This is a genomic window from Pseudomonas sp. HB05 (assembly GCF_016756915.1).
GTDB classification, from domain to species: domain Bacteria; phylum Pseudomonadota; class Gammaproteobacteria; order Pseudomonadales; family Pseudomonadaceae; genus Aquipseudomonas; species Aquipseudomonas alvandae.
Genome location: NZ_JAESPG010000003.1, coordinates 163,729 through 175,309, shown reverse-complemented (window position 1 = coordinate 175,309; position 11,581 = coordinate 163,729). Strand labels below are relative to the sequence as shown.

General features: G+C 58.6%; 14 protein-coding genes. 4 read left to right on the top strand and 10 right to left on the bottom strand.

Features of this window, described 5'->3' with window-relative positions; genetic code table 11:
* The first annotated feature begins 24 nt into the window (after window positions 1–24).
* Both JMN22_RS04965 and JMN22_RS04960 read left to right on the top strand, forming a co-directional pair.
* Window positions 25–618 (top strand): phosphoheptose isomerase, encoded by a 594-nt coding sequence (locus JMN22_RS04965; protein ID WP_007928463.1) that lies wholly within the window; start codon window positions 25–27, stop codon window positions 616–618.
* Window positions 615–1,193 carry a BON domain-containing protein gene (locus JMN22_RS04960; RefSeq protein ID WP_030139689.1) on the top strand — a complete coding sequence of 193 codons (579 nt, stop codon included), beginning with the start codon at window positions 615–617 and terminating at the stop codon, window positions 1,191–1,193. Before JMN22_RS04965 ends, JMN22_RS04960 begins: the two co-directional genes overlap by 4 nt.
* A gap of 61 nt (window positions 1,194–1,254) precedes the next feature.
* On the opposite strand, the gene JMN22_RS04955 is transcribed toward JMN22_RS04960, so the two are convergent.
* From JMN22_RS04955 to rplM, 8 genes are all read right to left on the bottom strand, one after another.
* Window positions 1,255–1,431 (bottom strand): hypothetical protein, encoded by a 177-nt coding sequence (locus tag JMN22_RS04955; protein WP_198796607.1) that lies wholly within the window; start codon window positions 1,429–1,431, stop codon window positions 1,255–1,257.
* A 275-nt stretch (window positions 1,432–1,706) separates the two neighbouring features.
* Window positions 1,707–2,120 carry a ClpXP protease specificity-enhancing factor gene (locus JMN22_RS04950; RefSeq protein ID WP_198796608.1) on the bottom strand — a complete coding sequence of 138 codons (414 nt, stop codon included), beginning with the start codon at window positions 2,118–2,120 and terminating at the stop codon, window positions 1,707–1,709.
* 16 nt (window positions 2,121–2,136) lie between these two features.
* On the bottom strand, window positions 2,137–2,754 hold the full coding sequence (locus tag JMN22_RS04945; protein WP_030138559.1) for a glutathione S-transferase N-terminal domain-containing protein: 618 nt from the start codon (window positions 2,752–2,754) through the stop codon (window positions 2,137–2,139).
* 152 nt (window positions 2,755–2,906) lie between these two features.
* Window positions 2,907–3,689 (bottom strand): cytochrome c1, encoded by a 783-nt coding sequence (locus JMN22_RS04940; RefSeq protein WP_030138560.1) that lies wholly within the window; start codon window positions 3,687–3,689, stop codon window positions 2,907–2,909.
* Window positions 3,689–4,900 (bottom strand): cytochrome b, encoded by a 1,212-nt coding sequence (locus JMN22_RS04935; RefSeq protein ID WP_030138561.1) that lies wholly within the window; start codon window positions 4,898–4,900, stop codon window positions 3,689–3,691. The genes JMN22_RS04940 and JMN22_RS04935 overlap by 1 nt, the downstream gene beginning before the upstream one ends.
* Window positions 4,900–5,493 carry a ubiquinol-cytochrome c reductase iron-sulfur subunit gene (gene petA, locus JMN22_RS04930; RefSeq protein ID WP_030138562.1) on the bottom strand — a complete coding sequence of 198 codons (594 nt, stop codon included), beginning with the start codon at window positions 5,491–5,493 and terminating at the stop codon, window positions 4,900–4,902. The genes JMN22_RS04935 and petA overlap by 1 nt, the downstream gene beginning before the upstream one ends.
* A 256-nt stretch (window positions 5,494–5,749) precedes the next feature.
* Window positions 5,750–6,142 (bottom strand): 30S ribosomal protein S9, encoded by a 393-nt coding sequence (gene rpsI, locus JMN22_RS04925; protein ID WP_003228056.1) that lies wholly within the window; start codon window positions 6,140–6,142, stop codon window positions 5,750–5,752.
* Window positions 6,143–6,156: 14 nt separating this feature from the next.
* Window positions 6,157–6,585, bottom strand: a complete 429-nt coding sequence (gene rplM / locus JMN22_RS04920; RefSeq protein ID WP_003205365.1) for a 50S ribosomal protein L13 — start codon at window positions 6,583–6,585, stop codon at window positions 6,157–6,159.
* Window positions 6,586–6,830: 245 nt separating this feature from the next.
* Between rplM and JMN22_RS04915 the strand changes: the two genes are divergently transcribed.
* Window positions 6,831–7,871 carry an NADP(H)-dependent aldo-keto reductase gene (locus JMN22_RS04915; protein ID WP_198796609.1) on the top strand — a complete coding sequence of 347 codons (1,041 nt, stop codon included), beginning with the start codon at window positions 6,831–6,833 and terminating at the stop codon, window positions 7,869–7,871.
* A 129-nt stretch (window positions 7,872–8,000) separates the two neighbouring features.
* Here the strand turns inward: JMN22_RS04915 and JMN22_RS04910 are convergent, their stop codons facing one another.
* Window positions 8,001–9,137: an acyl-CoA dehydrogenase family protein gene (locus JMN22_RS04910; protein ID WP_198796610.1), complete on the bottom strand. Its 1,137-nt coding sequence runs from the start codon at window positions 9,135–9,137 to the stop codon at window positions 8,001–8,003.
* A gap of 243 nt (window positions 9,138–9,380) precedes the next feature.
* On the opposite strand from JMN22_RS04910, the gene JMN22_RS04905 reads away from it, so the two are divergent.
* On the top strand, window positions 9,381–10,277 hold the full coding sequence (locus JMN22_RS04905; RefSeq protein ID WP_187293302.1) for a GlxA family transcriptional regulator: 897 nt from the start codon (window positions 9,381–9,383) through the stop codon (window positions 10,275–10,277).
* A gap of 190 nt (window positions 10,278–10,467) precedes the next feature.
* Here the strand turns inward: JMN22_RS04905 and zapE are convergent, their stop codons facing one another.
* Window positions 10,468–11,562, bottom strand: a complete 1,095-nt coding sequence (gene zapE, locus JMN22_RS04900; protein ID WP_198796611.1) for a cell division protein ZapE — start codon at window positions 11,560–11,562, stop codon at window positions 10,468–10,470.
* Window positions 11,563–11,581: the final 19 nt, after the last annotated feature.

Genomic DNA, 11,581 nt, shown 5'->3' with positions numbered 1-11,581 from the left:
GTCGCGCTACTTAAGGTCACACAGATGGACATGCAATCGCGAATCCGCCAGCTTTTTCAGGCCAGCATCGACACCAAGCAACAGGCGATGGACGTACTTGCACCGCACATCGAGCAAGCCAGCCAAGTGATGGTCAACGCCCTGCTCAACGAGGGCAAGATGCTCTCATGCGGCAACGGCGGCTCCGCCGGCGATGCCCAGCACTTCTCCTCGGAGCTGCTCAACCGTTTCGAACGCGAGCGCCCGAGCCTGCCGGCCATCGCGCTGACGACCGACAGCTCGACGATCACCTCGATTGCCAATGACTACAGCTACAACGAAGTCTTCTCCAAGCAGATCCGCGCCCTCGGCCAGCCCGGCGATGTGCTTCTGGCGATTTCCACCAGCGGTAACTCGGCCAATATTATTCAAGCGATCCAGGCCGCACATGATCGCGAAATGATTGTCGTAGCATTGACCGGTCGCGACGGCGGCGGCATGGCATCCCTGCTCTTGCCCGAAGATGTCGAGATTCGCGTACCAGCCAATGTCACCGCACGTATCCAGGAAGTCCACCTGCTGGCGATCCACTGCCTTTGCGACTTGATCGACAGCCAACTGTTCGGGAGTGAAGAATGACCCCTAATCGCCTAGGCCTTCTGGCCCTGACCCTGTGCCTCGGCATCAGCGGCTGCACATCGGTGGTTAACGCCAGCCGGGAAAAGCCGATTGAAGATGACCGCGGCACCCGCACCTTCGGCAGCAAGATCGATGACTCGCTGATCGAAACCAAAGTTGGCGTGAACATCGCCAAGGCCGACCCGGACCTGGACAACAACTCGCACATCGTCGTCACCAGCTTCAACGGTGTCGTACTGCTGGCCGGCCAGACGCCACGCGCCGACCTCAAGGCCAAGGCCGAACAGGAAGCCAGCGCCGTGCAGCGGGTCAAGACCGTGCATAACGAACTGCAGGTCCTCCAGCCCTCCTCCCTGCTGGCGCGCCAGAACGATGCCTGGCTGACGACCAAGATCAAGACGCAGATGTTGACCGACGCCAGCATTCCAGGATCGCGCATCAAGGTTGTAACCGAGAACGGGATCGTCTATCTGCTGGGGCTGCTGACCAAACAGGAGGCTGCGCAGGCGACCAACCTGGTGCAGGGTGTGTCTGGGGTGCAGAAGATTGTGAAGTTGTTTGAGTACATTGATTGATATAAGTGCTCGTAAAAAAACGGCGCTTTTCCTGAAAAGGAAAGCGCCGTTTTTTTATGTATCATTTGAGACTTGGATCGGCGCGCACCCCGCTCTTGCCCTTGATCTTGATCTTGATCTTGATCTTGATCTTGCTTTGGACTTTGATCTTCGACGCCCCGTTAACCACGATGGCCGAACGCAGGCGTTGCGCAGTGGGCATCCCGGCATGGATGCCGGGATAGCCGCGCTGGGCCATGGATGGCCCTTCGCGGCGGGCCCACGGAGCAATGCCGGAGTGAGGGCATGCCGAGCCTCGGCGAGGCACCGAGTGGTGGGGCAAGCCTTTTTGCTTACTTTTTTGGCGTCTGAAAAAGTGAGCCGCCGTAAGGGCGGAACCATAAGCCGCCGTTACCGCAGCAACGGATATACACACCGACTACGACAAAAAAATGCCCGCATCTCACGATACAGGCATTTTCTTCACCAAGTTGCAGGCTATCGCACACTCAATGACTGGCACATATCTGTAGCCTACTTCACCACCTTCAAGCTCGGCCGCCCGGTAGGCCGTGGCGGTTCGTCATCCGGTGGCGGAATGTCATCATCCGCCTCGAACTCTTCTTCGCCATCCAACGGCACTTCCAACTCGAACACCATGCCCTGCCCGTTCTCCCGAGCATAAATCCCCAGGATCGAAGCAATCGGCACATAAAGCGTATGCGGTACCCCGCCAAAACGCCCCTCGAAGCTGACCGCATCGTTGTCCATGTGCAGATGACGCACAGCGGCCGGCGACACGTTCAAGACAATCTGCCCGTCATTGGCAAAACCCTGCGGCACCTGTACCGATGGATACTCGGCGTTAACCAGCATGTGCGGGGTGCAATCGTTGTCCACAATCCACTCGTAGAGCGCGCGGACCAGATAAGGTCGACTGGAGTTCATAGCGGCTCCCTAAGCCTTAGCGCATGTCGCGTTCGACGCCAGACAGACTCGCCTGGAAAGCCTCACGCGCAAATTGGCGCTCCATATAATCAAGCAGCGGCTTGGCGGGCCGCGGCAGTTCGATACCCAGGATCGGCAAACGCCAGAGTATGGGCAATAGGCAGCAATCCACCAGACTTTGTTCCTCACTGAGGAAAAACGGCTTGTCGACAAACAGCGGCGACACGCCCGTCAGGCTTTCGCGCAGCTCCTTGCGCGCCACGACCCGTGCCGGCTCCTTCGTTCGAGGATCCAGGATCAGGTCCACCAACCCGCACCAGTCACGCTGGATGCGGTGAATGAGCAAACGACTGTTCGCACGCGCAACGGGGTACACCGGCAGCAAAGGCGGATGTGGATAACGCTCATCCAGGTATTCCATCACCACAGTCGATTCCCACAACGCCAGGTCGCGATCGACCAGGGTGGGCAGGCTGCCGTAAGGGTTCACCTCGATCAGCTTCGGCGGCTGACGGCCCGCTTCGACGTAAATGATCTCGGCGCTGACACCCTTCTCGGCCAGTACGATACGTACCCGGTGGGAATAGTGGTCGGCGGGGTCGGAGTAACAGGCCAACCGATTGGTCACGCCCATGGCGATCCTCCTCGCTTGTTGAAATTATCGAAAAACGGAAAAACGAGCGCGCCCAGAGGGCGTCTCCCGTAACCACCTGGCCGACCAGGCTCGTTACACCTTCAGAGACGCCCTTGGGCGCGCACGATTAACAGCAACGGCTTACAGCTTTATCAATGAACGTCTTTCCAGTATTCACGCTTGAGCAGATATGCGAATACGAAGAAGAACGCCAGGTACAGCAAGACATACGTACCGATGCGCTGATGCTCCAGCTTCACCGGGTTGGCCGAGTAGGCCAGGAAGGTCACAAGGTTCTTGACCTTCTCGTCAAACTGCTCAGGCGTCAGGGTGCCGGAGTTCGGCACGATGGTCAGCTGGTCGCAGGCTTCATGGGTCAAGGCCGTGCCGGTCAGCGGATCATACTGCTTCTTGCCGTGTTCGACGATCTGAACCTGTTTGCAGCCTACCACCTGGCGACCCTGGAGGCCGACCAGGACGTTCGGCATGCCGACGTTCGGGAAGACCTTGTTGTTCACGCCCCATGGACGCGCAGGATCTTCATAGAACGAGCGCAAGTAGCCATAGAGCCAGTCGGTGCCACGCACGCGCGCCACCAGGGTCAGGTCGGGCGGCGCTGCACCGAACCAGGTCTTGGCGTCCGCAGGCTGCATGCCGATGGTCATGTGGTCACCCAGCTTGGCACCGGTGAACACCAGTTTCTCGAGCATCATTTCATGGGGGATGCCCAGGTCATCGGCCACACGCTCGTAGCGCTGGAACTTGGCACTGTGGCAACCCATGCAGTAGTTGGCGAACGTACGCGCGCCGTCCTGCATGGCTGCTTTGTCGGAAACGTCGATGTCGACCTTTTCCAGCTCCGGACCACCGTGTTCAGCCGCGAAGGACAGTACAGGCATGGCAGCAAGAATCAGTACAGCAAATAGCTTTTTCATCAGCCAGTCACCCTTTCCGGAACCGGTTTGGTCTTCTCGAGCCTGGTATAGAAAGGCATCAGAATGAAGTAGGCGAAGTAAAGGAACGTGCAAACCTGCGAGAGCAACGTACGCCCCGGTGTCGGCGCCAGTACGCCCAGCACCCCCAGGATCACGAACGAGATGCAGAACACCACCAGCCAGATCTTGCTCAGCCAGCCTTTATAGCGCATCGACTTGACGGGGCTGCGGTCCAGCCACGGCAGGACGAACAGCACGGCGATGGCTGCGCCCATGGCGATCACACCCAGCAGCTTGTCCGGAATCGCCCGCAGGATTGCGTAGAACGGTGTGAAGTACCAGACCGGCGCAATGTGTTCTGGGGTCTTGAACGCGTTCGCCTGCTCGAAGTTCGGCTTCTCTAGGAAGTAACCGCCCATTTCCGGGAAGAAGAACACGATGGAGCAGAAGATGAACAGGAAGACCACCACGCCGACGATGTCTTTCACGGTGTAGTACGGGTGGAAGGCAATGCCGTCCAGCGGTACGCCGTTCTCGTCCTTGTGCTTCTTGATGTCCACGCCATCCGGGTTGTTCGAACCCACTTCGTGCAGCGCCAGGATGTGCAGCACCACCAGGCCGAGGATCACGATCGGCAGCGCCACGACATGCAGGGCGAAGAAGCGGTTCAGGGTGATACCCGAGATGAGATAGTCACCACGAATCCACTGGGTCAGGTCGTCGCCGATGACCGGGATCGCACCGAACAGCGAGATGATCACCTGGGCGCCCCAGTAGGACATCTGGCCCCAAGGCAGCAGATAGCCCATGAAGGCTTCAGCCATCAGCGCCAGGTAGATCAGCATGCCGAAGACCCACACCAGCTCACGCGGCTTCTGGTACGAACCGTAGAGCAGGCCACGGAACATGTGCAGGTAGACCACGATGAAGAACGCCGAAGCGCCGGTGGAGTGCAGCAGGCGCAGGATCGAGCCGTACTCGACGTCGCGCATGATGTATTCGACGGAGGCAAATGCTTCCTCCGCCGACGGGGTGTAGCTCATGGTCAGCCAGACACCGGTGACGATCTGGTTGACCAGAACGAGCAATGCGAGGGAACCAAAAAAGTAGAAGAAGTTGAAGTTCTTCGGGGCGTAATACTTGCTGAGATGGTCTTCCCACATCTTGGTCGCGGGAAAGCGCGCATCAACCCAATCCATAAGTTTGCTCATCACGCTTTCTCCGTGTCGACGCCGATGACGATGACATCATCCGACTCATAGGAATGCGGGGGAACTGGCAGGTTCAGGGGTGCAGGCTGGGATTTGTAGACGCGACCCGCCAGGTCATAGTGGGAGCCGTGGCATGGGCAGAAATAGCCACCTACCCAATCCTTGCCCAGGTCGGCAGGGGCCACTTCGGGACGGAACGTTGGCGAGCAACCCAGGTGCGTGCAGATCCCGATCAGCAGCAGGACTTCCGGCTTGATCGATCGCGTTTCAGGGTTGACGTATTCCGGTTGGACCGAGTTCTTGGAAGAGGGATCGGACAGCTGGCCCTCGATCTTTTTCAGATTCCCCAGGATCTCCTCTGTACGGCGGACGATGAACACCGGCTGACCGCGCCACTCAGCAATCATCTGCTGGCCTGGCTCGATCTTGCTGACATTCACTTTCACCGGTGCACCTGCGGCTTTCGCCTTGGCGCTGGGAAACCATGACCCCACGAACGGGACCGCAGCCCCCACCGCTCCTGCAGCACCCACCACGGATGTGGCTGCTACCAGGAAGCGACGCCGGCCTGCATTCACGCCGTCATTGCTCATTCAGTCCTCTCCCATCAGCTTTGTGGCCTGTTAGATCAGGCGTCTACTAAGTAAAAATCTGAACTTATAAAAATTTTGCCGAATGGTAATGAAAAGCCCCAATTCTGACAAGGTAATTACCATGCGGCCAAACCGCCAAGCCTTGTAGTATAGGGGCTCTACGAATGTGGCAAGTTGTCACAGAGCAATTATTTCGCACATAAAAAAACGCCCAGCTCCGTGAGGAACTGGGCGCCTTTTGAACGCGGAAGCGAAATTAACGCTTCGAGTACTGCGGACGCTTACGCGCTTTACGCAGACCGACTTTCTTACGTTCAACTTCGCGAGCATCGCGAGTTACGAAGCCAGCTTTACGCAGGGCGCTGCGCAGAGTTTCGTCGTAATCCATCAGGGCGCGAGTGATGCCGTGGCGGATTGCGCCAGCCTGGCCACTTACACCACCACCGATAACGGTGACGTAGATGTCGAATTTTTCGACGGTCTCGGTCAGTTCCAGCGGCTGACGAACTACCATGCGGGCAGTTTCGCGGCCGAAGAAGTTATCCAGGGAGCGGTTGTTGATGGAGATGTTACCAGTGCCCGGACGCAGGAAAACGCGTGCGGTTGCAGTCTTGCGACGGCCAGTGCCGTAATTTTGAGTCGCCGACATAATGAACTATTCCGTTAAAACTTCAGTTCTTGGGGCTGCTGAGCAGTATGAGGGTGAGCAGCGCCCGCATAAACCTTCAGCTTACGATACATGTCGCGACCCAGTGGGTTCTTAGGCAGCATGCCTTTAACCGCGGTCTCGATCACGCGCTCAGGGGCTTTGGCGATCAGCTTTTCGAAGTTGATCGACTTGATGCCGCCAGGAAAACCGGAGTGGGAGTAGTACATTTTGTCAGTGGTTTTAGCGCCAGTAACACGTACTTGCTCGGCATTGATCACGACGATGTAGTCACCGGTGTCAACGTGAGGGGTGTACTCAGGCTTGTGCTTGCCACGCAGACGGCTCGCGATTTCGGTGGCCAGACGACCCAGGGTCTGACCAGCAGCGTCGACGACAAACCAGTCGCGCTTTACTGTTTCCGGTTTAGCAGTAAAAGTTTTCATTCTTTATAGCCTCAGGGGCCGCCCTGTAAATTAGACGGCGGATCTTACTGAATAGTGCGTACTTTGACAAGTCAAAGGCAGCCGGATACAGACGCTTTCGGGGGCTCGGGTCGGCGCGTCCGTTCAACGGCAAGATTCTTCGGCGGCGGCGCATCACTTCCACTGCAGAAAGAGGTGCGCAATTATGCAGATTGCGAAAAATATTTCAACCTGCTTTTATGATTGTTTTGCCCAAGGAGTCCCCGATGGACTATCGCAAGCTAGGCCGTACCGATCTGAACGTCAGCGCCCTGTGCCTCGGAACCATGACCTGGGGCGAGCAGAACAGCGAGGCAGAGGCGTTCGCCCAGATCGAACGCGCCAAGGGGGCCGGGATCAATTTTCTCGACACCGCCGAGATGTACCCTGTGCCGCCGAAGGCCGAGACCTACGCCACTACCGAGCGCTACATCGGCAATTACTTCAAGAGCCGTGGCGACCGCGCCGACTGGATCCTGGCCAGCAAGATCGCCGGCCCCGGCAACACCATCGACTACATCCGCGACAAGAACCTCAAGCACAACCGCCGACACATCGTCGAAGCCCTGGACGCCAGCCTCAAGCGCCTGCAGACCGACTGGATCGATCTTTACCAGCTGCACTGGCCGGAGCGCAGCACCAATTTCTTTGGCCAGTTGGGCTACACCCACAAGGCCGACGAAGATTTCACGCCGCTGGAGGAAACCCTCGAAGCCCTCGACGAACAAGTCCGCGCAGGCAAGATCCGCCACATCGGCCTGTCCAACGAAACGCCGTGGGGCACCATGAAGTTCCTCGCCCTGGCCGAAGCCCGTGGCTGGCCACGTGCGGTGTCGATCCAGAACCCGTACAACCTGCTCAACCGCAGCTTTGAAATCGGCCTGGCGGAGATTGCCATCCGCGAACAGTGTGGCCTGTTGGCCTATTCGCCGCTGGCGTTCGGCTTCCTGTCGGGTAAATATGAGAACGGCGCACGCCCCGCCAAGGGCCGCCTGACGCTGTACAGCCGCTTCATGCGCTACTTCAACCCGCAGTCGGAAGCGGCTTGCAGTCGCTATGTCGCCCTGGCCCGCGAACATGGGCTGGACCCGGCGCAGATGGCCTTGGCGTTCGTCACCCAGCAGCCGTTCGTGACCAGCAACATCATCGGCGCCACCACGCTGGAGCAACTGGACAGCAACATCGCCAGCTTCGACCTGAAACTGTCGGATGAAGTGTTGGCGGGGATCGAGGCGATTCACAAGGACCAGCCGAACCCGGCGCCCTGATCCATAGGCCTCATCGCGAGCAAGCTCGCTCCCATAGGGGGGCTGTGCTGATCACGAATATACGATCAGGCACAAATCCCCTGTGGGAGCGAGCTTGCTCGCGATAGCCGACTCAAACCCACCCCCTTATCAAAGCGACCGCGCAATGATCTCCTTCATGATCTCATTGGTCCCGGCATAGATCCGCTGTACCCGCGCATCCGCCCACGCCCGGGCAATCGGGTATTCCCACATGAAACCGTAGCCGCCATGCAACTGCACGCACTCGTCGAGCACCTTGCACTGCAGGTCGGTGCCCCAGTATTTGGCCATCGCCGCCGTCGGCACATCGAGCTTGCCTTGCAGGTGCAGCTCCAGGCAACGATCGACGAAGACCCGGCCGATCTGGATCTCGGTGGCCATTTCCGCGAGCTTGAAACGGGTGTTCTGGAAATCGGCGATGGACTTGCCGAATGCCTTGCGGTCGCGGGTGTAGTCCAACGTCCATTGCAATGCCGCTTCGGCCGAGGCCAGGCCACCGATGGCGACAGTCAGGCGCTCCTGGGGCAGTTCCTGCATCAGGTAGGCGAAGCCCATTCCAGTCTGCCCCAAGAGGTTTTCCATCGGCACCCGCACGTCCTGAAAGAACAATTCCGACGTGTCCTGGGCCTTCATCCCGACTTTTTCCAGGCGCTTGCCTTTCTCGAAGCCCGGCGTGCCCGCTTCCACCAGGAACAGGCTAGTGCCCTTGGCGCCCGCCTTCGGGTCAGTCTTGGCAACGACGATGACCAGGTCCGCAAGGAAGCCATTGGTGATGAACGTCTTCGAGCCGTTGATGACGTATTCGTCACCGTCCAGCACTGCCGTGGTCTTCACCCCCTGCAGGTCCGATCCCGCGCCCGGCTCGGTCATGGCGATGGCCGTGACCATTTCACCGGACACCAGTTTCGGCAGGTACTTGTGTTTCAACGCCTCGCTGCCGTAATGCAGGATGTACGGCGCGACGATATCGGAGTGCAACGAGAAGCCGATCCCGGTCAGCCCCAGGCGGCCGATCTCCTCGATCACCACGGCGCTGTAGAGGAAATCTGCATCCAGCCCGCCGTAGGCCTCTGGAAGGTGTGAGCACAACATGCCCGCCTCCCCTGCTTTGTTCCAGAGCTTACGATCGACATGCCCCTGTTTTTCCCACTGGCTGTGGTACGGCACGGCTTCTTTTTCAAGGAAGGTTCGTACAGTGTCTCGGAACAATTCGTGCTCTGGACTGAACAGGGTTCTTGGGATCATGGCGCACCTTTGGTTATTGTTGAACAGGTCATCCGAAAGAGCCTAAGCCTGCGGCGCACAACGGGACACTGGACACTTGCGCCAAAAAATAAGACGATCCAGCCGTTTGATGACCACTATCCCCTATAAAAATAAAGATGAATTATGTCCATGCACGTCTCCACGCCCTTGCGGCGCGTCAGCATCCTGGCCATCGACCGGGTTTTCGCTTCCACCCTCATGCAAGCCAAGGATTTTTTCCACCTGGCCAGCCTGCGCTATGGCAAACAACTGGGCCGCGGCCTGACCCCGGCGTTTGAAACCCGCCTGGTCAGCCCCGATGGCAAACCGGTGAACAGCTTCAGCGATGTGATCATGCCGGTGGACGGTGGCCTGGAAAACACCGACGTCATCATCCTGCCGGCGTTCTGGGACGACTTCGCGACCCTCTGCCAACGTTACCCACAAGTCCTGCCTTGGCTGCGCGAACAACATGCGCGCGGCGCGGTACTCTGCGGCGAAGCCACCGGGGTGTTCTGGCTGGCCGAGGCCGGGCTGCTCGACGGCAAGGAGGCCACCACCTATTGGCGTTTCTTCAATGCTTTCAAGGAACGCTTCCCCAAGGTGCACCTGAACCAGGACAAGCACCTGACCGATGCCGACAACCTGTTCTGCGCCGGCGGCACCACCTCGGCGTGCGATCTCTACATCTACCTGATCGAACGCTTCTGCGGCGCCAACGTCGCCCAAGCCGTGGCGCGAGACATTCTCTACGAAGTACAGCGCAGCTATTCACCGGGACGCATTGGTTTCGGCGGGCAAAAACTGCACCAGGACGTGATCATCCTGCAGATCCAGCAGTGGCTCGAAGAGCACTTCGCCGACAAGTTCCGCTTCGAGGACGTCGCCCGTGAACATGGCATGAGCATCCGCAATTTCATGCGTCGCTTCCAAACCGCCACCGGCGATAAACCGCTGCATTACCTGCAACGGCTGCGGATCGAAACCGCCAAGGGCCTGCTCTCCGGCAGCCGCAAGAGCATCAAGACCATCAGCTACGAAGTTGGCTACGACGATGCGAGCTTTTTTGCGCGATTGTTCCGGCAACACACCGACCTGTCGCCGAACCAGTATCGGCAGCAGTTTCAGCAGGCGGCGTGAGCCAGGGCGCAATACAGTCCAGGTGCGAGCGGGCTTGCTCGCGAAGGCGGTGGGTCAGCTTGCATCTACGCTGGACATGCCGTCCCCCTTCGCGAGCAGGCTCGCTCCCACAGGGTTATGCGATGGGCTGCTAAATCTCGCACACAAAAAAGGCCTGCAATCGCAGGCCTTTTTTTGTGTTCCAGACTCGCTAGGGCTTATGCGCCCGCGACAGGAATTCGTGGGATTGCATTTCCAGCAACCGGCTCAAGGTCCGTTGGAACTCGAACGTCAGGCGACCACCGGTATAGAGATCCTTGAGTTCGACTTCCGCCGAAATGATCAGCTTCACGTTGCGGTCGTAGAACTCGTCGACCATGTTGATGAAGCGACGGGCGATGTCGTCGGTGGTGACGCTCATCTGCTCGACATTACTCAGCAGCACGGCGTGGAAGATCTTGCCCAGTTCGATGTAGTCGTTCTGGCTACGCGGGCCGTCGCACAGTTCGCGGAAGTCGAACCAGGCGACGTCGTCGCAGGTGCGGATGGCGCGGATCTTGCGATTTTCGATGATCAGCTCGTCGTTTTCGACCGCCTGGGTGCATTCCGGCGTGAGCGCGCGGAAGCTCTTGCGCAGGCTTTCTTCGGCGGCAGCGTCCAATGGGAAATGGAACAGCTCCGCTTGCTCAAGATGACGCAGGCGATAGTCCACGCCGCTGTCGACGTTGACGACTTCGGTGTGCTCCTTGATCAGCTTGATGGCCGGCAGGAAGCGCGCCCGTTGCAGGCCGTCCTTGTAGAGGCCATCGGGCACGATGTTCGAGGTGGCAACCAACGTCACGCCATTCTTGAACAGTTCTTCCATCAGCGTGCCGAGGATCATGGCGTCGGTGATGTCGGAAACGAAGAATTCATCGAAGCAGATCACCCGGGTTTCGGCGGCGAAACGCTTGGCGATGATGGTCAGCGGGTTCTTTTCGCCGCCCAGGGTTTTCATTTCCTCGTGTACGCGTTTCATGAAGCGGTGGAAGTGCGTCCGCGTCTTTTCCTTGAACGGCAGCGCTTCGAAGAAGGTGTCCACCAGGTAGGTCTTGCCACGGCCGACGCCGCCCCAGAAATACAGGCCCTTGACCGGCACCTGGTCTTTCTTGCCGAACAGTTTGCCCAACAAGCCCGGCTTGTTGTTCGATGCGGCGATCAGGTCGTCGTACAGGCGCTGCAAGTGCCGCACGGCCGTTTCCTGGGCTGCGTCGTGGAAGAATTCCGGGCGTTTCAGATCAGCTTGATATCGTTCTAGGGGCGTCATATTCGTTAGCAAGGCAACA

What these genes read in the sequence shown, in the direction of transcription:
- JMN22_RS04915 (WP_198796609.1), top strand. Translation starts at nt 6,831, where the DNA reads ATGGACTATCGCAAGCTAGGCCGTACCGATCTGAACGTCAGCGCCCTG.
- JMN22_RS04945 (WP_030138559.1), bottom strand. Translation starts at nt 2,754, where the DNA reads ATGGGCGTGACCAATCGGTTGGCCTGTTACTCCGACCCCGCCGACCAC.
- JMN22_RS04955 (WP_198796607.1), bottom strand. Translation starts at nt 1,431, where the DNA reads ATGGCCCAGCGCGGCTATCCCGGCATCCATGCCGGGATGCCCACTGCG.
- JMN22_RS04965 (WP_007928463.1), top strand. Translation starts at nt 25, where the DNA reads ATGGACATGCAATCGCGAATCCGCCAGCTTTTTCAGGCCAGCATCGAC.
- JMN22_RS04960 (WP_030139689.1), top strand. Translation starts at nt 615, where the DNA reads ATGACCCCTAATCGCCTAGGCCTTCTGGCCCTGACCCTGTGCCTCGGC.
- JMN22_RS04910 (WP_198796610.1), bottom strand. Translation starts at nt 9,137, where the DNA reads ATGATCCCAAGAACCCTGTTCAGTCCAGAGCACGAATTGTTCCGAGAC.
- petA (WP_030138562.1), bottom strand. Translation starts at nt 5,493, where the DNA reads ATGAGCAATGACGGCGTGAATGCAGGCCGGCGTCGCTTCCTGGTAGCA.
- JMN22_RS04950 (WP_198796608.1), bottom strand. Translation starts at nt 2,120, where the DNA reads ATGAACTCCAGTCGACCTTATCTGGTCCGCGCGCTCTACGAGTGGATT.
- zapE (WP_198796611.1), bottom strand. Translation starts at nt 11,562, where the DNA reads ATGACGCCCCTAGAACGATATCAAGCTGATCTGAAACGCCCGGAATTC.
- rpsI (WP_003228056.1), bottom strand. Translation starts at nt 6,142, where the DNA reads ATGTCGGCGACTCAAAATTACGGCACTGGCCGTCGCAAGACTGCAACC.
- rplM (WP_003205365.1), bottom strand. Translation starts at nt 6,585, where the DNA reads ATGAAAACTTTTACTGCTAAACCGGAAACAGTAAAGCGCGACTGGTTT.
- JMN22_RS04940 (WP_030138560.1), bottom strand. Translation starts at nt 3,689, where the DNA reads ATGAAAAAGCTATTTGCTGTACTGATTCTTGCTGCCATGCCTGTACTG.
- JMN22_RS04935 (WP_030138561.1), bottom strand. Translation starts at nt 4,900, where the DNA reads ATGAGCAAACTTATGGATTGGGTTGATGCGCGCTTTCCCGCGACCAAG.